We start from the raw sequence: 24,814 nt of genomic DNA on the forward strand, positions 1-24,814 counted from the left end.
AAGGTCACGCGAGAGCGGGGTGACGCGCGGTGTGCGGGGGTATGGCGCGAGGAACCGGTGTGTGTGAAGGAAAGGCGACGACGGATGAACGGTTCCGCCTCCGTAGGCTCCATGCGGGCGAGTCTCGTGCTGAGCGCGGCCCTGGTGCCGGTCCTGCTCTGCGGTACGGCGGGCGCGGCGCCGCCCGGCGACGCGGGCGGCGTCACGCGGCCGGCCGGCGTCTCCCGTGAACGGGCCTGCCCGGTCGTGTACTTCGACCTGGGCGAGACCCTCGTGCACACCGCCGCCGACGGCGGTATCGGCTACCGGCCCGGCGCGGCCTCCTACCTGCGGGCCCTGCGCGAACGCCGCGTCCCCGTCGGTCTGATCACCAATGTGCCGTCGTCCTGGGGCACGACCGACGCCGAGCGTGCCGCCAGGCTGCGGAAGGAGGTCGACGCCACCTGGCGGGGGTCCGCGCCCTTCGCCTGGAAGGACTTCGGCGACCGCGTCCTCACCCCGCGTACCGAGGCGGAACGCAAACCGGCCCCCGCCCTCTGGCGGCGGGCGAAGGCCGGCTCGGGGCGCTGCCGTGTCGTCTACCAGGCGGAGACGGCCGAGGAGGTCAGGACGGCTTCCTCGCTCGGCTTCGTGTCGTACCGGGTCGGCCGGCCGCACCGGCCGGCGTTTCTGCCGGCCCGGCTGGTCGCACTTCTCGGCCGGCGGGCTCCCGCCTGACCGCCCCGCCGCGCAGCAGCAGTTGGAAGACCCCGAGCAGCACCGCCGTGGCAAGCGCGCTGTGCCACAGCAGGGCGTCCAGGCGTCCGGCGGCGAGGTAGGCGCCCACGGCGATGGCGGCCAGGGCGCACACCGCGCGGTCCACGATGCTCTCGACCGAGAGCAGCGTGGCGCGCGGGGCGTGTGCGGGCACCGCGTCGTTCACCAGCTTGCGCTGGACGGGGTACGCGAAGCCGGCCGCGGCGGCGAACAGGCAGAGCAGCGCGACGACGGTCCACGGCCCGCCGGCCGTCATGGCCGCCAGGCTGCCCGCCAGGGCGAGGCTGAGGACCGAGACCCAGGCGACCGGTGGCAGGCGGCGGCTCAGCCACTGCGGGCGGGCCGACGCCACCGCCTCCGCCACCGTCATCGCCGCCATCACACTGCCGTGCGAGGCTTCCGTGATGCCGTGGTCCAGCAGGATCGGCTGGAAGAGGTTGACCTGGCAGATCCGGGAGAGCGTGAAGACCGCCACGCCCTGCACCATCACCAGGGCCAGCCACGGCGAGGAGGCGACACAGCGCAGCGCGGCGCCCGCGTCCCGCAGGAACGCGCCGCCCCCGCGCCCTCCGCCCGTCTCCCCCGTGCCGCCGGCCGCCCCCGTGAGGCGGGGCAGTGCGACGGCGCACGCGAGGGAGCCCGCCGCGCTCGCGGCACTGAGCACGTACGGGGCCGGGTGCGCCACGGTCATCAGGGGCCCGACCAGCGGCCAGCACACGACCTTCGCCACGAGTCCCAGCGCCCGGGCGGTGCCCTCCGCCCTCAGGTAGTGCTCGTCGCACCCCTCGGCGCGCAGACCGTCGTACAGGTAGGCGCTGGCCGCCCCCGAGGTGAGCGAACGGCCGGCGGCGATGGCCAGGAAGTGGACGAGGAAGCCGGTGTAGGAGGCGCTGACCACCGGGGCCAGGTTCGCCGCGGTCATGACCACCGCGCCGGCCCGCAGGCAGTTGCGGGCGCCGATCCGGTCGGCGATCAGGCCCGTCGGGATCTCGAACAGGCAGAACGCCACGTAGTAGATGCTCTGGATGCCGAAGATCTGCCCGTCCGAGAGCCCGGCCGCCTTCTGGTAGGCGTAGAAGACCGGCATCCACCACAGCAGGTTGAAGAGGAGCTGGAAGCCGTAGTTGAGCCGGATGATCCGGCGGGCGGTGACGGTCGGGCCGGTGCCGGCCTCCCGCCGGCCGGAGCGCGCCCTCACAGCGCGTACGGGCGGATCTGGACCAGCCGGAAGTCGCCCTGGTCGGTCATCAGCCACTCGATGTCCAACGGCCGGTCCACGTCGGACGCGCTGAAGTGGGACTGCAGGAGCCGCCCGGCCAGGCACAGGTCGGCGAGCCGGGCGCGGGTGGCGGCGGAGAGCGCGTCGCCCCAGGACCCCAGGGCGACGGTCCGGCCGCCGCCCTCCACGGTGTTGTACAGGTACTGCTGCGGCAGGACCGTCCCCTCGACCACCCGCTCCGGGGAGCCGGGGGAACAGTTGAGGTAGACGTTGCGGAAGTCCTCGCGGCGGGTCGGGTCGCAGGTCACCAGGACGCCGCCGAGAGCGGCGGGGACGTACTCCTGGACGATGACGCCCATGTAGGTGTCGTCCAGGGAGATGCCGACCTGGTGGCGGAGCCGGACGCTGCGGGGCGAGAGCAGCGAGGCCCACACCTGCCGTACGGCGTCCAGGAGTTCGCCGGTTCCCTGGGCGGTGGTGACGGAGTCGTAGACGCCCGCCGCGGAGAACCCCGGGAGGTCCTCGGCGTTGGACGAGGAGCGCACCACCAGGCGGCCGCCCGAGCCGCCGGGGGCGGGAAACGCCTGGCTGATCTGCCGGGTGACCGCGTCGGGGACGGGCGTGTGCCGGATCAGGTGCTGGAGCTGCAGGCAGAGCGAGTCCAGGACGTCGCCGGCGTCGAGTTCGAGTGCCATCTTGAGCTTGCCGATGCCCTGCTGGATGGCGGGCGAGGAGGCCAGGAAGTGCTGCTGGAGCGCGAAGGGCAGCGCGACGCCTTCCGGGGCGCCGACCGTCGCGGCCACGAAGCCGGCCGCGCCGGCGCGCAGTGCGCCGAGCGAGGGCGTCTCCAGGCCGAGGCGGGCCGCGAGGTGCCCGTAGAGGTCCTCGCGCGGCGGGCGGGGCCGCCCGTAGTAGGCGGTCAGGTCGGCCGTACGGCTGTCGAGTACGTGGTGCAGCTCGCCGAGGTTGGCCGCCTTGGTGCCGTAGCGGTCGCGGTCGGCGGCGCGCAGCCGGTGCAGCGCCAGTACGGGGACGTCTTCGAGCAGCGGCGGTTCGAGGCGGATGCGCTGCTGGTGCCAGGCCGGAGCCCGCAGGCCGGGCTCGTGGTCGAGCCGCTCGAGGGTGATGGCGTCCTCGCGGACCCGGTAGCGGACCCACGCGCCGTCCAGGCCGTCCTTCTCGACGAGCTGTTCCAGGTCGCGCACGATCGCGTTGGGTATGCCCCAGCCGGAGGCGAGGACGTTGGTGTGCGAGAGCGGGGTGATCGGCGCGGTGTTGAGGAATCCGGCGACCCGGGGGACGTCGTCCGGCAGGCAGGGCATGGCCACGATGTCCGCCCAGCCGAGCCCGGCCTCCGCCATGTGCGCCGTGTACTCGTCGTGCGTACGGAAGTACCGCAGTCGCCCGGTGGCCTCGCCGGGATTGAGCGGTGTGCGGGTCCTGGACCCGAAGAGCTCGTGGCTGAGGATGCGCGGCACGCGCAGTTCGCTGATCGCCGCCAGCTCCTCCTCCTGCCCGTGGTTGGCGGGCTTGAGGAGCAGCGGGAGTCCGCCGCCGACCCGTGCTCGTACGAACTCGTAGAAGAACGAGAGGAGTTCGCCGTTCATGGTGTCGGCCTCGGTCGTCTCCAGCACGAGGAACCCGCGTTCGCGGCCGTCCGTGTCCTCGTCGGTGTGCAGGGACAGCACACCGAGCAGGAAGCGGCGCCCGGGGTCCGTGTAGACGGACGCGTTGAAGGCGTCGAGGTCCGCGTCGAGTGCGGCCAGGTCCATGCCCAGGATGCGCGTGGCGATGTAGTTGACGTGGAAGGGGTGCGCGACGGTGTCGAGCAGGTGCCAGGTGTTCTCGGCACGGTCGACGACGACCTTGAGGTACGGGTGCCCCGCCAGGACCCCGGACAGGGTGCGGAAGAGCGGCAGGGACAGGTTCTCGCCGACGACCGTGCGGTCCGTGGCCGGTTCGGCGGCACCGGTGAGCGACTGGGCGGTCATACCGAAACCTCCTGGGGCCGGGCGGCGGGCAGCACGTGGGGCAGGGCGTCCACCAGGGTCTCGAAGTCGCGCAGCACGGTCCGCGCGTCGGCGGCGGAGAGCAGGCACAGGGCCGCCATGGTGTTGGCGCCGGCGGCCGGGTCGTACACCGGCACGACACCGCCGTCGGGCAGCGAACTCTCCGCGACCACCGACAGGCGGCTGCCCCGGCTGAGGGGGACGTTCCCCGAGACGGCGCCGAAGTCCCAGACCCTGCGGTCCGGCCAGGCCCGGCCGTTGCCGTCGACCGCGAGGACGACGAGGGAGCCGGCCGCGCCGCGCGCCCGCGCCGGGGTGAGGGCCTGCCCGGGCCAGGCGACCGGGCGCCCGAGGAGGTGGTCGACGAGCATGCCGACGAGGTCGAGCCCGAAGACCTCCTCGATCTGCGGCACGGTCATCGCGCCGCCGAACCGGGCGGCCGTCTCGATCAGCCACATGCTGCCGTCGGCGCCGAGCTTGATCTCGGTGTGGGTCCCGCAGTCGCGCAGGCCGAGGGCCTCGACCGCGCGGCGGGCCAGGTCCACGATCCGGTCCTGGGCGTCCTGGGCCAGCGGGACGGGGGTGATGCTCGCGCGTTCGGTGAACGGTTCGACCGTGGGCATCCGCCCGCTGAGGCACACCGGGCGGAAGACGCCGTCCGTCACGACGCCTTCGACACTGACGTAGTCACCCCAGCCCGGCTCGTCGAACCAGTCCGACGCGGTCCCGGTGACGATCCGCTCGACCACGTAGTCCGCGTCGGCCTCCGCCACGTGCAGCTCCGCGTAGCCCAGTCGGGCCGATTCGGCCATCACGTCACGGGAGCGGGCCCAGGCGGCCGGCACCTCGCGCGGGGAGCGGATGATCTGGTGCGCGGTGGATCCGGCGCTCCAGGCCGCCTTGAGCAGCAGCGGGCCGGGCAGGGAGCGAGCCGCCGCGTGCAGGTCGGCCTCGGTCCGCACGGGGCGGAACTCGGGCTGCGGGAGCCCGTGTCGCCGCCAGGTACGGCGCATCAGCCGCTTGTCGCGGGCCAGCGCCGCGGCGCTGCCCGCCCCCGCGAGGCCGAGCGCCTCACACGCCTCGGCGACGGCCACGACCGCGTACTCGGAGAAGGTGAGCACCGCGTCCGCGCCCACGGCCTCGGCCCGCTCGACGATCAGGGACACCAGGTCGGAGCGGTGGGCGCCGGCGGGCGTCACGACCGAGGCGCACCTTCTGTGGGCGGAGCCCGCCACGGCGGGAGGCAGAGCGCTGAGCGCCAGCAGGTGCACTTCCGCTTTCGCGGCCGTCCGGGCCAGGACGTGACCGAGCGGCGGACCGCCCTTGGCATGCACTAACAGCACCTTGCTCACTGAAGTTCGTCTCCCATCTTCCGCTTGTCGGCGGATCGCCGTATGCGGGGAACGCGCGGTGAGTCCGTTGACTCTCCGGCCCACGTGGCGGGGCGTGTTCACCCGCTCACTCAAGGGGACCAGGCCGCAGCCGCCCGCGGCGCCTCCCCGGACCCCGGGGACTCAGGCATTTGCCTGAGTCCCCGGGGGCGCCTCCGTCCCCGCCGTGGCTCTCGGCCCGGCGGCCCCGGCCGGGAACCGGGCATGTGCGGAGTGAGGGCGGGATACCACACGCCGTATGACTGAGCGTCAGCCAGTCGTATACGGACGGAGACCGCTGTGGACGATTCCAGTCTCAAGGCACTGCTCGACCACCTTCCCGTGTTCTGGTGGGAAGCCGACGAGGCGTGGCAGGTGCTGGAGCAGGGAGGCGGTGCCTTCCCCGACGCGGGCACGCGGCGGCGCTTCCTGGACCAACTGCGCCGGGAACTCCCGGGCCCGGGCCCGGCGCCGCGGGAGGACCGCCGGCGGATCCGGTTCGACGGCCGTGCCTTCGACGTCAGCCGGCTCCCGGGCGAGAGCCGGGCCCACGGCCGGACGCGCGGTCTCGCGGTGGAGGCCGACGCCCGCGCCGAGGTCCCGCGCGGACACGCGGCCTTCGCGGACCTGGTGGACCTCGCTCCGGCCGCCGCCTTCATACGCGACGGGGACGGACGCTACCTGTGGGCCAACCACGCTTACGGGCACCTCTACGGCACGGTTCCGGAACAGGTCGTCGGCAAGTACATAGAGGACCTCGACGAGCCCGCCGAGGCCGACCGGTTCCGCACCCTCGACCAGGAGATCCTCAGCCGGGGCACGCCGGTACGGCACACCCTCGGCTACCGGCGCCCGGACGGCAGCACGGGCCGGGCGGTGGGCCACCGCTTCCCCGTACGGGAGAACGCGCAGACGTGTGTCGCCGGAATCTACGTGGACGTCACGGACCACCTGCGCGCCACGGACCGGTGGCAGGGAGCCGAGGAGAACCTGCGGGCCCTGCGCGACCACAGCGGCCTGCCCTGCGCACTGCTCTCGGCGAACGGGCGCGTGGTCGAGGCGAGCACGGCGGCGGCCGAACTGTTCCGGCTCAGCCCGCACGACCTGATCGGCCGCCGCGCCCACACCCTGCTCGCCCCGGAACCCGGCCTCGACCGACTGCACCGGCGCTGGGAGTGCCTGATAGCCCGCCGCACCCGAAGGGCCGAGATCTCCGTGCTGCTCCTGGACGCCCAAGGACAGCAGCGCCGCGCGCGGCTCCACCTGACGACGACCGGCCACTCCGCCACCCGGGCCCGGCACGTCTGGGCCGTCGTCACCCACCAGAGCCTCGCCCATGAGGCACACGCGCCGCTCACCGCCGCGCAGATCCGCATCCTCTCCCTGCTGGCGGAGGGCAGCAGCAACGGCGACATCGCCGCTTCGCTGCAATTGTCCCGGCAGACGCTCGACTACCACCTCAGCCGCCTGCGACACCTCCTGGGAGCGGCGACCCGCCCGGCCCTCGTCGCCCGCGCCTACGTCCTCGGCATCCTGGCCCCCTGCACCTGGCCCCCGCGCTCCGCCACGGCGCCCCATCCCCTCAGCGCCGTCTGACAGAGCCGTCCGACAGACAGGGCGGGCGGGGCGCACGGGCGGGGCGTACGGACACCGGCGGACCGTGGACGCGACCGCGTACGGCACGGCGTGGTCGCGTCCGCGGGAGCCCGCGCCACGGCCCCCGCCCCGGGCCGAGGTTTCGGCACGGCATCGCGGGGTTACCCGTCCGGTCTGAGCACGCGTCGGCCCCGGACGAGCCCCTGGTGAGGAGGGAGTGTCCATTCCGATGACCGAGTACGGCTACTTCCTGGCCTGCGAGGAGCACTCCCCCGCGGAGCTGGTCGAACAGGCGCGGATGGCCGAGGACGCCGGCTTCACCTCGTTGTGGATCTCCGACCACTTCCACCCGTGGACCGGTGAGCAGGGGCAGAGCCCGTTCGTCTGGTCGGTGATCGGGGCGCTGGCGCAGGCAGTCTCGCTGCCCGTCGAGACGGCCGTCACCTGCCCGACCGTACGCATGCACCCGGTCGTCACGGCGCAGGCGGCGGCGACCAGCGCCGTCCTGCTGGGGCTCGGCCGGTTCCGGCTGGGGGTGGGCAGCGGCGAGGCGCTGAACGAGCACGTGCTGGGAGGTCCGTGGCCGCGGGCGGCGGTCCGGCTGGAGATGCTGGAGGAGGCCGTCCGGGTGATGCGGCTGCTGTTCGAGGGTGGTCAGGTGAGCCACGCCGGGCGGCACTACACCGTGGAGAACGCCCGGTTGTACACCCTTCCGGACGAACCGGTGCCGATCGACGTCTCGGCGTTCGGGCCGGCGGCCACGGAGGTGGCGGCCCGGTGCGGTGACGGGCTGATCACCATGAGCCCGGACGCGGGGGCGGTCGACCGCTTCCGGCGGGCCGGCGGCGCGGGCCGGCCGGTGTACGGCGGCGTCAAGGTGTGCTGGGGTCCCGACCGGGACGAGGCGCTGCGCACCGCGCACCGTCTGTGGGCGGTGGAGCAGTTGCCCGGCGAGCTGAACCAGGTGCTGCCGACCCCGGCGCACTTCGAGCAGGCGGCGGAGCTCGTCACTCCCGAACGCGTGGCGAACGCGGTGACCTGCGGGAACGATCCCGAGGAGCACGCGGCGGCGCTGCGGGCGTACGCGGACGCCGGGTTCGATCGGGTCCACGTCAACCAGATCGGCCCCGACCAGCGGGGCTTCTTCGACTTCTACCGGACCGAGGTACTGCCCCGGCTCGCCGACACGGCGGGCCGGGCGGGCCGGGCGGGCCGGGCGGGCCGGGCGGGCCGGGCGGGCCGGGCGGGCCGGGCGGGCCGGGCAGGCTGAGCGGACATCGAGCAGGCACCGAGCGGACACCGAGCGGACATCGAGCGGACATCGAGCGGAGAGGAACACCGTGGCTGAGAAGGTCTCCGACCACATCCTGGCCCGGCTGCGCGAGTGGGGCGTGGAGCGGGTCTTCGGCTATCCCGGCGACGGGATCAACGGGCTGATGGCCGCCTGGGAGCGGGCGGGCGACCAGCCGCGCTTCATCCAGGCGCGGCACGAGGAGATGGCGGCGTTCGAGGCCGTCGGGTACGCCAAGTTCAGCGGCCGGCTGGGGGTCTGCGTCGCCACGTCGGGCCCGGGGGCCATCCATCTGCTCAACGGCCTCTACGACGCCAAGCTCGATCACGTGCCGGTGCTGGCGATCGTCGGGCAGACCGCGCGGACCGCGATGGGCGGCGCGTACCAGCAGGAGGTGGACCTGCACGCGCTGTTCAAGGACGTGGCCTCGGAGTTCGTGGAGACCGTCACCGTCCCGGAGCAGTTGCCGAACGTCCTGGACCGGGCGGCGCGCACGGCGCTGTCCCGGCGGGCGCCGACGGCGGTGATCGTGCACGCCGACGTCCAGGAGCTGCCGTACAGCGCGCCGGGGCACGCGTTCAAGATGGTGCCGTCCAGCCTCGACCACAGCGACTGGCAGTCGGTGCCCTCGGACGAGGCCCTGGAGCGGGCGGCGGAGGTGCTCAACTCCGGTCACAAGACGGCGATCCTGGTCGGGCAGGGCGCGGCCGGGGCCCGGGCCGAGGTGGAGCAGGTGGCGGAGCTGCTGGGGGCGGGTGTCGCCAAGGCCCTGCTGGGCATGGACGTGCTCAGTGACGACCTGCCGTACGTGACGGGTTCGATCGGTCTGCTGGGCACCCGCCCGTCGTACGAGATGATGCGTGACTGCGACACCCTGCTGACGATCGGCTCGAACTTCCCCTACTCGCAGTTCCTCCCGGAGTTCGGCTCCGCGCGGGCCGTGCAGATCGAGCTGGACCCGCACATGGCCGGGCTGCGCTACCCGTACGAGGTCAACCTGATCGGCGACGCCCGTGCCACCCTCCAGCGCCTGATCCCGCTCCTGCGGCGTTCCACCGACCGCGACTGGCAGCGGAAGGTGGAGGGCGACGTCGCCCGCTGGAAGAAGGTGATGGAGAGCCGGGCCGCGGTGAGCGCCGATCCGGTCAACCCGGAGTACGTGGCGCGGGCGCTGTCGCCGCTGCTGCCGGCGGACGCGATCGTCACCTGCGACTCGGGTTCGGTGGCCAACTGGTACGCGCGGCACGTGAGCATGCGCCCGCCGATGCGCGGTTCGCTCTCGGGGACCCTGGCCACCATGGGCAGCGGTGTGCCGTACGCGATCGGCGCCAAGTTCGCGCATCCGGAGCGGCCGGTGGTGGCGCTGGTGGGTGACGGGGCGATGCAGATGAACGGGCTGGCGGAGCTGGTGACGATCGCCAAGTACCGTGCGGAGTGGGAGGATCCGCGGCTGGTGGTGGGGGTGTGGAACAACCACGACCTCAACCAGGTCACCTGGGAGATGCGGGCGATGAGCGGGTCGCCGCAGTTCCTGCCGTCGCAGCAGTTGCCGGACGTCCCGTACGCGGAGTTCGCCCGGTCGATCGGGCTGACCGGCATCAAGGTGGAGAAGCCGGAGGACGTCGAGCCGGCCTGGCGGGAGGCGCTGGCGGCGCCGGGGCCGGCGGTGGTGGAGTTCGTGACGGACCCGGCGGTGCCGCCGATCCCGCCGCACGCGGACTGGGACCAGATCGAGTCGACGGTCAAGTCGATCCTCAAGGGCGACACGGACCGGGGCGGCATGGTGAAGCAGGGCATCAAGGCGAAGGTCCAGGAGTTCCTGCCGCACCGGCACAAGAAGGAGTCCTGACGGCCGATGGCGACGGACGGGAACCGCGGCGGGCACGGCGGCGCGAGCGGGACGCGGGTCGAGGGGGTGGACGTGACGGCGTTCACCGTCCCGGCCGACGCTCCCGAGGCCGACGGCACGCTGGCCTGGGACGCCACCACGGTGGTGGTCGTGGAGGCGCGCTGTGACGGGGTGACCGGCACCGGCTGGACGTACGCGCCCGCGGAGGCGGGCGCGGCCGTCACCGGGCTGCTGGCGGGCCTCGTCCGCGGGTGCGATCCCCTGGACGTCGCCGGGGCCAACGAGGCGATGGTCCGGGCCGTGCGCAACGCGGGCCGGCAGGGGCTGCTGGGGTGCGCGGTGTCGGCGGTGGACCTCGCGCTGTGGGATCTCAAGGCCCGGTTGCTGGACCTGCCGTTGCGGAAGCTGATCGGCACGGTCGTGGAGGACGTGCCGGTCTACGGCTCGGGCGGCTTCACCACGTACCACGACACGCGTCTGGCCACGCAGCTCGACGGCTGGGTGCACGGCCACGGGATCAAGCGCGTCAAGATCAAGATCGGTGAGTCGTGGGGCCGGGAGGTCCACCGGGACCTGGAGCGGGTCCGGCACGCGCGGGAGACCATCGGCCCCGACGCCGCCCTGTACGTGGACGCCAACGGCGCCTACAGCCGCAAGCAGGCCGTGCGCGTCGGCGCGGCGCTGGCCGAGCTGGGTGTGGCCTGGTTCGAGGAGCCGGTGTCCTCGGACGACCTGGAGGGGCTGGCGGTCGTCCGCGACCAGTGCCGGTGTGACGTCGCCGCGGGTGAGTACGGGTACGACCCGGCCTGCTTCGGCCGGCTGGCCCGGGTGGTCGACTGCCTCCAGGCGGACGCCACCCGCTGCGGCGGGATCACGGGCTGGCTGCGGGCGGCGGCGGTCGCCCAGGCGCACGGCCTGGAGATCTCGGCGCACTGCGCGCCCCACGCGCACGCCCATGTGGCGGCGTGCGTGCCCAATCTGCGGCACGTGGAGTGGTTCCACGACCACGTGCGCATCGAGTCGACGCTGTTCTCGGGTGCGCTCGACCCGTCCGGCGGAACGATTCGGCCCGGGGCCGACGGCGCCCCCGGGCACGGGATGACCTTCCGCCGGGCGGAGGCGAGCCCGTACCGCGTCCTGTGACGGGAGGCGGTCGGCTCCCGCCGTCCCGCCCGGGCACGAGGCGTCGTCCCCCTTTTTTGTTTCCTCTGATTTCTTCTGTACGGAAAGGACCTTGGCGCATGTTCCGTCACCGCAACCCCGCCGCCTCGCTGAGCTCGAAGACGTCTCTGGTGGCCAAGACACCCCTGGTCCCCCGGTCCCCGCTGACCACCACGTCCCCTCTGGCCTCCAAGACCTCCCTGGCCTCCAAACTGGCCTCGGAGGTGGCGGTGGAGAACGCCACCACCCGCTATCTGATGTACGGACTGCTCCCGTCCTGGTTCGTCCCGGGGGTGGCCGACTGGGTGATGCACCGGCGCACCCGCATCGAGGACACCTCGGGTACCAAGGAGTCCCTGATCCACGCGCTGATGATGACCGAGGTCGGCATTCCGGTCGCCCTCACGCTCCTCTTCGAGGTCAACCCGCTGCTGCTGTCGGTGCAGCTCGGCGCCACGGCCGCCCACGAGGCGACGGCGCTGTGGGACGTGCGGACGGCCGTGGAGAGCGAACGGGACGTCAAGCCCATCGAGCAGCACATCCACAGCTTCCTGGAGTCGCTGCCGTTCGCCGCCCTGGCCTCCCTGATGTGCCTCCACCCCGAGCAGGTGCGGTCCCTGCTGCGCGGCGGCGCGGGCGACCCGACGGCGTGGAAGTTCGTCCCGCGCCGCCGGCCGCTGCCGGGCAAGTACCTGGCCGGGATCGCGCTCGCGGTCGGCACGTTCGTGGCCCTGCCCTACGGCGAGGAGCTGGTGCGCTGCGCGCGCCGGGGCCTGAAGCGGCGCGGGCGGCGGCGGGCGGAGGCCAAGGCCGAGCGGTACGACCGGGCGCTCGGGGGCTGAGCCGGCGGGCGACCCCGCCCGGGGCGGCGTTGTCGTACCCCGCTGCTACGGTCGCTGCCATGACGAACAGTGACCGCGCGTTGCGCGTCCTGCACGAGTGCCCGGACCTGGCCGCCCTGGCGGCGTGGCCGTTCTCCTTCGACATCGGCGCGGCCGAGCACGTCGAGGAGGTGCGGCTGGCGTCGGGCGCTCCGCTGCGTGCGATAGCGGGCGAGGACTCGGGCGGTACGTACTTCCTCTGCGCGGGCGGCGAGGTCCTGCACGCCGATTCCGAGGGCTCGGCCGGACTGCTCGCCGAGAGCCTGGACGACGCCCTGGAGATCCTCATCGGGCTGCCGGGAGAGGCTTCCTGCCTGTCCTCGGAGGACGACGACGAGACCCTGGCCGAAGGGCTGGCCGCGGCCGAGGAGGAGCTCCGGGAGAGCTACGGCCCCGCGTTCGACGCGGATCGCCGGCGGCTGCTGTCCGGGCTCGGCCTGCGGCTGCGCCCGGCGCGGGAGCTGCTCGCCCTCGGTGAGCGCGCGGAGCGGCGCACGGAGCCCGACTTCGTACTGCTGAACGCCGCCGAGGGCTGCGCCTACCAGGTCGACGAGACCCTGCGGGCGCCCGTCCGGGAGATCGTCCTCGCCCCGGGCCGGGCCGACCTGGCCCTGCTGCGGGCCGACGCCGCCCGCCACGAGACCGTCGCCGCCGACCCGGGCCGCCGGGCCGGCGTCCTGGCCGCCGTCCGCCACGACCACCGGCCGGCGGACGTGCCGCTGCTGCGCGTCCTGCTCCGGCACGGCGTCCGCGCGGGGGACTCTCCGGACCTGCTGTCGGGGGCGGCCGCCCTGCTGGGCCGGTACGGTGACGCCGCGGACCGCGAGCTGCTGATGTCCCTGCGCGGCGGCGTGCCCGAAGTCCCGGATTCCGAAGCGGAGGTGCCCGTTTGGGCGGCGGACGCGCTCCGCGCCGGTCCCGCCACACCGGAGGACGAACCTCCGCTCTTCTGGGCCCGTCTGGCCCGCCTCCAGGGCCGCATCGAGCTCGCCCGCGTCACCCTCATCCGCCTGCTGGACGACGCCGGGCCGCGCGACGACGCCCTGGTCGCCGAACTGGTCGGGGAGTTCGAGGCGTTGGGAGACGAGGCGCAGGCGGCACGGGCGCGGCGGCTGCTGCCGCGGGGGGCCGCGACGGCGGGAGGCTGAACCGGCGCCCGGCCGGACGGGGACGGCCCGGGGCCTCGCTCCGTAACGCGCGTCCGGTGACCGCCCCGGGGCAGGGCGGCGAGTGACGGAGGCGGTGGCATGTGCCGCCGCGGCTTGCCGGGCATGGAGGCCCGACGCCAACTGCCGTATCCCCGACGGTCCGAGAGAGGCGGACGGTGGCACACGGGGCGGACTCACGCTCACCGGGCGCCGCCCGGCGGCCCACACGCCCGACGGAGGGGCCGGCGCGCCCCCCGAGACAGTCGCCCCACGGACCTCATGCGAACGCCACCGTCGTGGGGGAACCCCCTCACCCGCCCGTCGCCCGGAGCCCCCGCGCTCCGCCGCCGCCCTCCTCCGCCAGGGCCCTGGGAAGAGCGGGCGGAAACGGCCGCGAACAGGGCGGACCCGGCCAACACCGATGTCCGGCGCCGACGGCCGACGCCGCCCGCGAAGGGCCGGCCTCACCACGTTCCGGGCCGGGGCGCACGGCGGACGCGGGTACGCCGCCCCCTCCCACTCCCGCACGCCACCGGTCATACAACCGCACCACCACACTCTCCGCGAGGTTCCTTCCGCCCGTCGGCGCACAGGGGTGCTCCCCCGTTTTGGCCATTCCCCCTCGGAAAGCCTCCCTTGCCCGGAACAGCGACAGGGGGCAACCGCCTTTCACCCCAGGGGAGATGCCGTGCTCCAGCCCGCCCAGGATCAGCGGACCGACCCCTTCCGCGACGCCGTGGCCGTCGTGGGGGCGGCCTGCAGACTGCCCGGAGGCACCGACTCCCCCGGTGGGCTGTGGAACGCGCTCTCGGCCGGTCGCGACCTGGTGGGTGAGGTTCCCCCCGACCGGTTCGACTCCCGCCTCTTCACCGACCGCCGGCGCAAACGTCCGGGCAAGAGCTCCACGTCCGCCGGTGGATTCCTGGACGGCATCCAGGAGTTCGACGCCGGTTTCTTCGGCGTCGCCCCCCGTGAGGCCACCCGGATCGACCCCCAGCAGCGGCTGCTGCTGGAGACGGCCGTCGAAGCCCTGGACGACGCGGGGATGTGTCACGCGGAGTGGGCGGGGACGGCCACAGGGGTCTTCGTCGGCATCTCCGCCCACGACTTCAGCCATCTCCAGGCGGCCGCCCCGCGGACCGCCGACGCCCACACCATGACCGGCTCGGCCTCCGCCATCTCCGCGAACCGGATCTCCCACCACTTCGACTGGCACGGCGAGAGCGTCGCCGTGGACACGGCCTGCTCCTCCGCGCTGACCGCCGTCCACCGGGCCTGCGCCTACCTGTGGTCGGGAGCGGGCCCGGCGGCCCTGGCCGGCGGGGTGAACGTGCTGATCGACCCTTTCGGCTTCATCGGCTTCTCCGCCGCCTCGATGCTCTCGCCCACCGGCCGGTGCCGTCCCTTCGCCGCCGCGGCGGACGGCTACGTCCGCGCCGAGGGCGCGGCGGCCGTCGTCCTCAAGCGGCTCTCCGACGCGCTGGCGGCCGGTGACCGGGTGCACGGGCTGATCGTGTCCACGGGCGCCAACTGCGACGGCCGGACCCGCGGCCTGGCCCTGCCCAGCCGGGCGGCACAACAGGCGCTGCTGGAGCAGGTGTACGGCGGGGCGGGCATCGCGCCGGACGACCTCGTCTACCTGGAGGCCCACGGCACCGGTACGGCGGTCGGCGACCCCGTCGAGTGTGAGGCCATCGGCCGGGCCCTCGGCACGCACCGCTCCTCCGGTCCCCTGCCCGTGGGTTCGGTGAAGTCCAACATCGGCCATCTGGAGGCGGCCTCGGGCATGGCCGGGCTGCTCAAGGCCCTGCTGGTGCTCCGGCACGGCACCGTGCCGCCCACCCTGCACGCCGAACCGCTCAACCCGGCCATCGACTTCGACGGGCTCGGCCTGCGGCCCGCGCTGCGGACGGAACCCCTGGCCGAGCGCGCCCGGCCGGTCGTGGGCGTCAACAGTTTCGGGTTCGGCGGTGCCAACGCCCATGTGGTGCTGGCCCCCGCGCCGGTCACGCGTCGCTCGGCCGTGGCACTGCCGCTCCCCCGCACGGGCGGCCGGGAACCGGAGCACGCGGGCCTCCTGCCGGTCCTGGTCACCGCGCACACCGGCCCGGCCCTGGCCACCGCCGCCCGCCGGATGGCGGAACGGCTGCGCACGGCCCCGGACGCCGAGTTCCCCGACCTGGCGTACACGGCGTGCCGCCGCCGGACGCACCACGCCCACCGGGCGGCGGTGCTGGCCGGCGGACGGGCGGAGGCCGCCGACGGCCTGGACGCCGTCGCGGACGGCCGTCGGGTGGGGACGGCCGCCTCGGGGCAGGCCCGGGGGGAGGGCCGGATCGCCTTCGCGTTCTCCGGGAACGGTTCGCAGTGGCCGGGCATGGGCGCCGACCTGCTCAAGCACGATCCGGTGTTCCGCGCGGAGGTCGAACGCGTCGACGCCGCGCTCCGCCCGCACCTGGGCTGGTCGGTCCTCGACGCGCTCGCCGCCCCCGCCGGGCCGGACGAGCTGCGCCGGACCGAGATCGCCCAACCGCTGCTCTACGCCGTCCAGTCGGGGCTGGTGGCCGTGCTCGCCCGGCTGGGCGTGCGGCCGTCCGCCGTCCTGGGGCACAGCGTCGGGGAGATCGCCGCCGCCCGGACCGCCGGGATCCTGGACGCGGAGACGGCCGCCCTGGTCGTCGCCGCGCGCAGCCTCGCCCAGGCCCCCACCGCCGGCCGGGGCCGGATGGCCGCCGCCGGGCTGCCGGAGGACGAGGCACGGGCGGTCCTGGAACCGTACGGCGGGCGGCTGGTGGTCGCGGCCGTCAACAGCCCGCGGGACGTGACGCTCGCCGGGGACGCCGCCGACCTCGCGGACCTGGGGGAACGGCTCGTCGCCCGCAAGGTGTTCTTCCGCGCGCTGGACCTCGACTACGCCTTCCACACGTCCGCCATGGATCCGGCCGAGGAGCCGCTGCGCGAGCTGCTCGGCGAGGTCCGCGGAGCCGCCGGAACGGTCCCCTTCGCCTCGTCCGTGACCGGCGGCCCGCTGTCCGGGACCGCGCTCGACACCACGTACTGGTGGCACAACATCCGCCGCCCGGTCCTGTTCGGCGCCGCCGCGCGGGCCCTCCTGGACGAGGGCCACGACCTGTTCGTGGAGATCGGCCCGCACCCGGTGACCGCCGGATACCTCACCCGGCTCGCCCGGACCGGCGGCGGCCGGGCGGCGGTCGTCAGGACGTGCACCCGTGACGGCGACGGCGTCGAGGAGACGCGCAGGACCCTCTCCCAGATCCTCGCCTCCGGCGGGCGGATCGACTGGGCGGCGTACTTCCCCCGGCCGGGGCGGGTCGTCGACCTGCCCGCCCTCCCCTGGCAGCGCGAACGGCACTGGAACGGCGCCCCCGAGTGGTGGACCGCGGGCGCGGGCGGTGACGCGCCCCCGGCGCACCCGCTGCTGGGCACCCGGCTGCCCGGCCTCGAACCGTCCTGGTCCGGCCCACTGGACGCCGCCCGACTGCCGTGGCTGGGCGACCACCGGGTGGGCGAGAGCGTCGTTCTGCCCGGCGCGGCCTACCTGGAGGCGGCGTTCGCGGCGGCCGGAGAGGTCTTCGACGGGCCCGTCGAGGTGCTCGGGCTGACCTTCGTCCGGGCTCTGACCCTCCCCTGGGACGACGACACGGCCGAACCGCGCTGCCAGGTCTCGCTCTCCGACGAGGACCACCTCTTCCGGTTCACCGCCCGGCGGGACGCCCACGCGGACTGGCAGCTCCACGCCCGGGCCCGGGTCCGGGCGCTGCTGGACCCGCAGCCGGAGGCCGCCGGCTCCGCGGGACCCGGCGGGCGGGGCGCACGGGTCTGGGAAAAAGTGGAGCACTACGCCCGGACCGTGCGATCCGGTCTGCCGTACGGGCCGGCGTTCCGGGTCCTGGACCGGCTCCGCTTCGACGACCGTGAGGTCCACGCCGCGTACACGGCCGAGGTGGACCTCGACGGGTTCCGGGCCCACCCGGTCGTCCTGGACGCCGTCCTCCAGGCCGCGAACCCGCTGCTGCTGCCGGTCGGCGGCACCGACACACCGTTTCTGCCCGCCTCGATCGAGCGGGTCCGGATGTGGCGGAGCCCGTCCGCCCGCGGCCGGATCCACGTCCAACTGCGGGAGCGCGGGCCGGCCGAGGTCACGGCCGACGCCCGGCTGGTGGACGAAGAGGGCCGGACGGTCATGGAGTTCACCGGCATCACCATGCGCCGCTTCACGGCCGGCGGCGGCACACCGGTGCTCCGCTACACCGAGGTGCTGCGGGCCCGGCCCCACCCGCGCGTCCCGTACCCGGTCACCGACGCCCCCGTTCCCTCGGGGGACGACCTCGCCGAGGCGGTCGACCGGTGGCGTACGGCGACCGGCGTGCCCGCCCGGGAGCACCGCGACCGGGCCTGCGCCCGCCGTCTCCGGGAGGTGATCGCCCACTTCACCACCGCGGCGGTCCTGCGGCTGCGGGCGGACGCGGGGGCCGACCCCACGACGCCGTTCTCCCTCGACGACCTGGTCGCGGAGGGGATGGAGGCCGGACACCACCGGTTCGTCGCGTCCCTGTTGCCGCTCGCGGAGGACCACGGGCTGCTGGCCCCGGTGCCGGCGGAAGAGCCGGGTCTCCCCGTGCGCCGGCGGGCCGCCGCCGCGCCGCGTCCCGGTCCGGTCCTGGAGGCCGCCCTCCGCGCGTTCCCCGAACAGAGTCTGCTGTTCACCCTGTACGCGCGGTGCGGAACCCACCTCGCCGACGTCCTGCGCGGCACACGGGACCACCGGGAACTGCTCTTCGCCGACCCGGACCGGCACCTCATCGACCAGTTCTACAGCCGGGCCCCGTTCATGGAGAGCCGCCTGGGTGCCGTCCGCGAAGCCCTGCGGACGGTGGTGGCGGGATGGCCGGCCGACCGGCCGCTGCGGGTCCTGGAGGTCGGCGGCGGGACGGGCGCGCTGACCGGCAGACTGCTGGAGGTCCTGCCGGCGGAGCGGACGGAGTACGTCTTCACCGATGTCTCCCCCGCGTTCTTCCCCCGCGCCCGGAGTCTGTTCGCGGCACACGACTTCGTCGACTACCGGCTGTTCGACGTCGACCGCCCGCCCGGTGAACAGGGCCTGGCGGACGGCACGTTCGACGTGGTCGTCGCCCATCACGCGCTGCACGTCGCCCGGGACGTGCGGCGGGCCGCCGCACGGCTCGTCGGTCTGCTCGCCCCCGGCGGCCTGCTGGCGGCCGTGGAGATGCACGACACCGCACTGACGACGGCGCACTTCGGCCCGCTGGACGAGTTCTGGTCCTTCACCGACACGGACCTGCGGCCCGACTCGCCCCTGCTGTCGCCCGAACGGTGGACGGAGGTCCTGCGGGGCTGCGGCCTCGCCGGCGTCCGGACGCTGGGAACCGACCCGGAGGACCGTGCCCCGGCCGCCACGGCGCTGATCGGACGCCGTCCGCCGGCCGGCGTCACCGCCCGGTCCGTCCCCCTGCCGCGTGCCGGCGGCCACTGGGTCATCGCCGCCGAACGGCCCGACGGGGAGCCCGCCCGGCGGCTCGCCGACCTGCTCACCGCCGCGGGGGCCACCGCGCACCGGACGGAATGCCCCCTCGACGCCGACGGGTGGACCCGTGCCCTGGAACGGCCGCCGGGAGAGGAGCCGTGCGGCGTGGTCCTGCTGCCGGACGAGGCGCCCCCGCCGCGGGACCCCGTCGCCCGCACCGAGGCGGCGGTGCGCCGGATTTCCGCCCTGGCGGCCTTCGCCCGTGCCTATGCCGCCCCCGGCACCCCACCGGTCTCCCGCCTGTGGCTGGTCACCCCGGCCGGTTCCCCGCTGCCCGCCCCGGCGGAGGCCGTCCGCCCCGACGACGCCGCGCTCTGGGCGGCCACCCGCTGCCTGGCCACCGAACACCCCGGGCTGACGGTCCGCCGGATCGCCGTCGCCCACGGAACGGCCACCGAGCGGCCGGCGGCGGAACTGCTCGATCCCGACGAGGAGGACGAGGTCCTGCTGACGCCCGGCGGGCGGTTCGCGCCCCGGATCCGGCCGGCGACGGCCCCGCGCCACACCGCCCGGCCCGCGCCCTTCCGGCTGGAGGTGCGCGAGCCCGGCCTCTCCCACCGTCTCGCCTGGGCCCCGGCCGCGCCGCCCGCCACCGGTCCGCACGGCGTGCGCATCGAGGTACGGGCCGCGGGGCTCAACTACCGGGACGTCATGGAAAGCATGGGAATGCTGCGCCCGGGAGCCGCGTCGGTGACGGAGACCGGGCAGTGCCTCGGACTGGAGTGCGCCGGAGTCGTGTCGGCCGTCGGTCCGGCCGTCACCGACCTGCGCCCGGGCGACCGGGTGTACGCCATGGCCCCCCGCTCCCTCGCCTCGCACGCCGTCGCCGACCGGCGGCTGACCGGCCGGATCCCCGACGGCATGGACTTCGCCGCGGCCGCCACCCTGCCCGTCGTCCACCTCACCGTCCACCACGCGCTCGGCCGGCTCGCCGGGCTCGCTCCCGGTGAGACCCTCCTCCTGCACGGGGCGGCCGGCGGAGTAGGACTCGCCGCGCTGCGGTTCGCCCGGGCCCGGGGCGCCCGCGTGATCGCCACGGCAGGCACCCCGGCCAAACGCGATCTGCTCCGGCTGCTGGGCGCCGACCACGTCCTGGACTCCCGCACGCTCGCCTTCGCCCGGCGGGTGCGGGAGCTGACGGACGGCCGGGGCGTGGACGTGGTGCTCAACTCCCTCAGCGGGGAGGCGCTGACGCGCGGCGCCGAACTGCTGCGCACCGGCGGCCGGTTCGTCGAACTGGGCAAGCGGGACATCGCGGCCGACAGCCGACTGCCGATGGCGCTGTTCCACCGCAACGTCTCGTTCTTCGCGGTGGACCTGAACCAGCTCCTCCACGAGGGCGGACTGCCGCCGGACATGGCCGCCGAGGTGTTCGACCGCGTCCAGGACGGCACCTACCTCCCGCTGCCCCGGCAGGACCACCCGGCCGCCCGGGTCGACGAGGCGTTCCGGGCCCTGCGCCACTCCCGCCACCTGGGCAAGGTGGTGGTCACCTTCGACGAGCCCCCGCCGGTGGAGACACCGCGGGTGCCCGCTCCGCCGGATCCCGACGCGTCGTACCTCGTCGTCGGCGGGCTGAGCGGACTGGGCGCGGCCCTGAGCCGGCATCTCGCGGACGGCGGCGCGCGCCACCTCGTGCTGACCGGGCGGCGGGGCGCCGCCACGCCGGGCGTACAGGAGCTCGTCGACGATCTGGCCGCGCGGGGCGCGCGGGCGACGGTCCGCGCGGCGGACGTGTGCGACGCGGACGCGGTGACCGAGACGGTGCGGGACATCCGGGCGACGGGCAGGCCGTTGAAGGGCGTCATCCACGCCGCGACCGTCCTGGACGACACCCCGCTGACCGAGCTCACGGAGGACCGCGTCCGGACCGCGCTGGCCCCCAAGATGCTGGGCGCGCTGCTGCTGGACGCCGCCACCGCCGGTGATCCGCTGGACTTCTTCGTCTGCTGCTCCTCCGTGACGGCCGTCGTCGGCAACCGTCACCAGGCCAACTACGTGGCGGGGAACCTCTTCCTGGACGCCCTGGCCCGCTCGCGCCGGGCGGCCGGGCGCCCCGCGCTGTCCGTCGGCTGGGGCGCGATCGGTGACACCGGGTACGTGGTCCGCACCGGGCTCGACGAGGTCCTGCTCCGGTCCGGCATCGGGGCGCTGACGTCGGCCGAGGCGTGTGCCGTGCTCGACGGGCTGCTGGCGGACGGCACCACGGTCGCGCCGGTGGGCAGGTTCGACTGGCCGCGGCTGGCCGCGCACCTGGCGATCGGTTCCTCCCCCCGGTTCGCGGAACTGTTCAGCCTGTCGCACACGGAACAGGCGGACTCCGCCGAACGGTTGCGCCGCCGGCTCGCCGGGGCGGACCCGGAGCAGGCACGGGAGCTCGCGGCCGTGGCGGTGCGCGAGGCGGTCGCCGACGTCCTGCAGACGGATCCCGGCCGCCTCGACCGGCGGCGTCCCCTGGACCAACTGGGCCTGGACTCGCTGATGGCGGCCGAGCTCGTGACCGTCATCGCGCGCCGTGTCGGCTGCGAGATCCCGGCGGTGGAGCTCATCGACGCGGGCGGCATCGACAGCCTCGCGGAGCGGGTCCTGGCCCGGCTCGGCCACGGTGCCGCCGACGCGGCCGACCGGACCCGGCCCGGGCCCGGGTGACCCACGCCGCGCGTCCCGTTCCGTGCCCCGACCGAAGGGAATCCATGACCCCGTCGCGTGTCCTCCGCTCCACGCCCCCGGCCCGGCGCCGTGCCGGCCGGAGACTCCGCGGCACGGCCGCCGCCCTGTGCGCCGTGGCCGCCGCCGTCGCCCTGGCCTGCCCCGCCCCGGACGTGCGGGCGGCCGGGGCGGGGCAGGTCGCCGTCCGGCCGGTGGTGATCCCGGGAGAAGGCGGCACCCCGCTGAGGGGCAGCGTCGCCGAACCCGGCGGGCCCGGCCGGCATCCGCTGCTCGTCCTCGCGCGGTCCTGGCTCGTCACCGAGTCCTTCTACCGGCGGATCCAGCTCACCGCGGCCGGCCGGGGCTACGCCGTCGTCGTGTACGCCGCCCGGGGCCACGGCGGATCGGGCGGCGGATCGGGTCTGGCCGGCCCCGAGGATACGGCCGACGTGTCCCGTGTCCTCGACTGGTCGCTGGCCCACACCACGGGAGACGCCCGGCACATCGGCATGGTCGGGGTCTCCTACGGGGCCGCGCTGTGCCTGCTGGGAGCCGCGGCGGACCCGCGGGTCAAGGCCGTCGCCGCGCTCAGTAGCTGGGCGGATCTGGCGGAGGTGCTGTGGTTCAACGGCACCCCCACCCCGCACGGGCTCGGGTACGCGCTGAACGGCACCCTCCACGGGGCGGACTCGCGGACCGCCCCGCTCCGCGACGTCCTGGCCGACGACTCCCGCCGCCTGACCGCCTGGGCCGCGCCCCGCTCGCCGGCCACGTACCTCGACCGGTACAACCGGCAGGGCACGGCGCTGTTCTTCGCCGACGCCTGGGGTGACAGCCTGACCCCGTTCGGGAGGAAGGGCGAGTTCTTCGACCGCCTGCGGGTCCCGAAACGCCTGGAGATCCGGCCGGGGGACCACGGCGGCCCGGAGTTCACGGCCTCCGTGCTGCCCAACGAAGTGACGGACTCCGCCATGCGCTGGTTCGACCACTTCCTCAAGGGCGTCCCCAACGGGGTGGACACCGAACCGCCCGTGCTGGTGAAACCGGTGAACAGCGGTCCGCTGTTCGGCGCCGCGCGCCCCTTCGAGGGCTACCCGAGCTGGGCCGCGATGACGCGGACGACCCGCAGGCTGTACCTGGGGGCGGGCCGGACCCTGCGGGAGGCGCCGGAGGACGGCTCCCGGACGACGCTCACCGCCGGTTTCGGCACGGTGGCGGACAGCGGACTGATGTTCGTGCAACGCTCCTTGGAGGCCGCCGCGGGCGCCCAGGTGCCCCGGCCGCTGGCCCTGCTGCCGGGCGGCACCGGCGCGGTGTGGACCTCCCCGCCGGCGGACGCGGCGTGGCAGGTGCGCGGCACTCCCCAACTGCGCCTGGACGTCACTCCCTCCGCCGCCCGGGGGACGCTCGTGGCCTACCTCTTCGACGTCGGCCCGCTGGGCACCGGAACGTTCATGACCTGGGCGCCGTACAGCTTCCGGGGCCGTGAGCCGGGCCGGGCCTTCGCCGCCGACTTCCCGCTGCGGGCGACCGCCTACGACCTCCCACCGGGACACCGCCTGGGCCTGGTGATCGGCACGTCGGACAGCCAGGCCCTGTCCCGCAACCGGCCCTTGGCCCGACTGTCCGTTTCCTCGTCCGCCGCCGCGCCGTCCTGGGTCAGTGTGCCGCTGCGCTGACCGTCCGGCCGCCGCGGGACGGACCGCCCGCGGCGGCCAGGGCGCGGGCGACGAGCCCGCTCTGGTACACCAGGCTGGGCATGCCGAAGTGGAAGAGGACCGCGCCGCGGGTGGCGTGACCGAGGGCGTACAGGCGCGCCGGACCGTCGCCGATGGCGGCGACGCGGTGGGTGCGCCGGTCGGTGCGCAGCCCGCCGAGCGGGTGGGCGGCGCCGGGGAGGGCGGCCACGGAGGCTTCCGGCGTGCTGGGCGCGGAACTGCCGGGCGCGCCCGGGTTGAGGGCGTTGACCAGGACGTCCACGGCGTGTTCCGTGCCGTCCGCCACCAGGACGAAGCCTCCGCCGGGCGCCCGGTCGACCCGGGACAGGCCGCTCACCGCCCGCAGTCGGCCCGCGTCGTGCAGTCGCAGCAGCAGTTCCGCGCGGTGCCGGGGCATGGGGCAGCACAGGCTGGTGACGGCGCGTCCGTGGCGCGCCCAGAGGGTGGTCTGCTCGTCCTCCGGCAGCAGGCTCCACGCCTGCCCGGCGAACCGCGGCAGGGCCTGGCGCAGGACGGCGAGGGCCGCGTCGCCGTCCCCGGGACCGGCCAGTCGGCGACGCAGCAGCTCGAACGGCGGTCCCGCCGCGCGCAGTTCCCGCCGCAGCGCGGACTGCGAACAGCCCGCTTCGTGGAGTTCGGCGGCCAGCAGGGCCCACAGCTCCCCGGTGGACGGAAGCCGTCCGGACGCGGTGAGCGCCTCCAGCCGCGGCAGGGTCAGGTGGCGCGGCGGACCCGATGGCTCCGGCGGGGCGACGGCGGGCAGCAGCCCGCCGCGCGAGGCGAGGAAGACGGTTCCTCGGTGGCCCCGGGCGGTGAGCGCGGCCACCACGTCCACGGCGGTCAGCCCCGAACCGAGGACGCCCACCCGGTCGTCGGGGGCGATGTCGCGCAACGTGCGGGCGAGCGGGAAGGGTACGGCGAGGTAGCGGGGCGCGGCGGCCAGCCGGTAAGGATCCGGCGGGCGCGCCGGTCCGGCGCAGAGAACCACGTGGTCGAAGCGCTCCTCCGGGCCGCTCCCGGTCTCCACCCGGACCCCGTCCCCTTCCGGCACCAGGCGGCGGGCGTGACTGCGCACGACACGCAGCCGCCACCCCCGTCCGGAGAGCCGGCGCCAGGTCCGGGAGACCGTCCGCGTCAGGTAAGTGCCGTAGAGGGAACGGGCGGTGAGGCCCTGGGCGTCGACGCAGCCGGGGGTACGAGCGGTGAGGTGGCGCAGGGCGTGCGTGGGGTCCGAGGCCCGGATGGACATGTGGGACGCGGGGATGTTGGTGATGACGTCGCGGGTGTCGGGCTGGTAGGCCCGGCCGCGCCACAGGAAAGGGGCGCCGTCCACCACGGTCAGATCACACGGTTCGCACACGAGTTCCCCGAGACTTTCGACCAGGCACGCTCCCGCCGCGCCGGCCCCTATGACAGCGATGCGTCGCATTCGCGGAACATACCCCGGAGATGATGCCGAAATTCCACGGCTCGATTGTCCGACTATCACTTCTTTTTTTGCGGTCGGATCCTCGGGAATTCCGGACGTTATCGTGGTCGGACGGCACGGCACGGCACGGAAAGGGAAGGGAAGGCAAGGGAAAGAGCGCGCGGACGGCCGG

The 24,814-nt window shown here is 74.8% G+C and carries 13 protein-coding genes; 9 read left to right on the forward strand and 4 right to left on the reverse strand.

The window, feature by feature from the left end:
• Positions 1-84: 84 nt before the first annotated feature.
• Positions 85-717, forward strand: a complete 633-nt coding sequence (locus ACZ6X9_RS08340) for an HAD family hydrolase (protein ID WP_469777144.1) — start codon at positions 85-87, stop codon at positions 715-717.
• Here ACZ6X9_RS08340 and ACZ6X9_RS08345 read toward each other — a convergent pair.
• The 3 genes from ACZ6X9_RS08345 to ACZ6X9_RS08355 are packed head-to-tail and all read right to left on the reverse strand — an operon-like array spanning position 605 to position 5,327.
• The gene (locus ACZ6X9_RS08345) at positions 605-1,954 is read right to left on the reverse strand and encodes an MFS transporter (RefSeq protein WP_469777145.1); all 1,350 of its coding nucleotides are present in this window, start codon (positions 1,952-1,954) and stop codon (positions 605-607) included. The genes ACZ6X9_RS08340 and ACZ6X9_RS08345 overlap by 113 nt on opposite strands.
• Positions 1,951-3,966, reverse strand: a complete 2,016-nt coding sequence (locus ACZ6X9_RS08350) for a PEP/pyruvate-binding domain-containing protein (protein WP_469777146.1) — start codon at positions 3,964-3,966, stop codon at positions 1,951-1,953. The genes ACZ6X9_RS08345 and ACZ6X9_RS08350 overlap by 4 nt, the downstream gene beginning before the upstream one ends.
• Positions 3,963-5,327: an ATP-grasp domain-containing protein gene (locus ACZ6X9_RS08355; protein ID WP_469777147.1), complete on the reverse strand. Its 1,365-nt coding sequence runs from the start codon at positions 5,325-5,327 to the stop codon at positions 3,963-3,965. Before ACZ6X9_RS08355 ends, ACZ6X9_RS08350 begins: the two co-directional genes overlap by 4 nt.
• Positions 5,328-5,654: 327 nt before the next feature.
• On the opposite strand from ACZ6X9_RS08355, the gene ACZ6X9_RS08360 reads away from it, so the two are divergent.
• The 8 genes from ACZ6X9_RS08360 to ACZ6X9_RS08395 all read left to right on the forward strand — a co-directional run bounded on the left by ACZ6X9_RS08360 (position 5,655) and on the right by ACZ6X9_RS08395 (position 23,174).
• Complete coding sequence (locus ACZ6X9_RS08360) at positions 5,655-6,950, forward strand: PAS domain S-box protein (protein WP_469777148.1); 1,296 nt, start codon at positions 5,655-5,657, stop codon at positions 6,948-6,950.
• A gap of 229 nt (positions 6,951-7,179) precedes the next feature.
• On the forward strand, positions 7,180-8,220 hold the full coding sequence (locus ACZ6X9_RS08365) for a TIGR03557 family F420-dependent LLM class oxidoreductase (protein ID WP_469777654.1): 1,041 nt from the start codon (positions 7,180-7,182) through the stop codon (positions 8,218-8,220).
• A gap of 70 nt (positions 8,221-8,290) precedes the next feature.
• On the forward strand, positions 8,291-10,090 hold the full coding sequence (locus tag ACZ6X9_RS08370; protein ID WP_469777149.1) for a thiamine pyrophosphate-requiring protein: 1,800 nt from the start codon (positions 8,291-8,293) through the stop codon (positions 10,088-10,090).
• Positions 10,091-10,096: 6 nt separating this feature from the next.
• Positions 10,097-11,233: an enolase C-terminal domain-like protein gene (locus ACZ6X9_RS08375; RefSeq protein ID WP_469777150.1), complete on the forward strand. Its 1,137-nt coding sequence runs from the start codon at positions 10,097-10,099 to the stop codon at positions 11,231-11,233.
• A 275-nt stretch (positions 11,234-11,508) separates the two neighbouring features.
• Entirely contained in the window at positions 11,509-12,093 is a 585-nt protein-coding gene (locus ACZ6X9_RS08380) for a diguanylate cyclase (protein WP_469777655.1), read from the forward strand.
• 59 nt (positions 12,094-12,152) lie between these two features.
• Positions 12,153-13,280, forward strand: a complete 1,128-nt coding sequence (locus tag ACZ6X9_RS08385) for a hypothetical protein (protein WP_469777151.1) — start codon at positions 12,153-12,155, stop codon at positions 13,278-13,280.
• A 688-nt stretch (positions 13,281-13,968) separates the two neighbouring features.
• Positions 13,969-21,495, forward strand: a complete 7,527-nt coding sequence (locus ACZ6X9_RS08390; RefSeq protein ID WP_469777152.1) for an SDR family NAD(P)-dependent oxidoreductase — start codon at positions 13,969-13,971, stop codon at positions 21,493-21,495.
• A gap of 44 nt (positions 21,496-21,539) precedes the next feature.
• A complete protein-coding gene (locus ACZ6X9_RS08395) occupies positions 21,540-23,174 on the forward strand; it encodes an alpha/beta fold hydrolase (protein ID WP_469777153.1) in 1,635 nt (544 codons plus the stop codon).
• On the opposite strand, the gene ACZ6X9_RS08400 is transcribed toward ACZ6X9_RS08395, so the two are convergent.
• Positions 23,155-24,642 carry an FAD/NAD(P)-binding protein gene (locus tag ACZ6X9_RS08400; RefSeq protein WP_469777154.1) on the reverse strand — a complete coding sequence of 496 codons (1,488 nt, stop codon included), beginning with the start codon at positions 24,640-24,642 and terminating at the stop codon, positions 23,155-23,157. The two genes, ACZ6X9_RS08395 and ACZ6X9_RS08400, sit on opposite strands and share 20 nt — an antisense overlap.
• Positions 24,643-24,814: the final 172 nt, after the last annotated feature.

Source organism: Streptomyces sp. NPDC052910 (assembly GCF_055585605.1).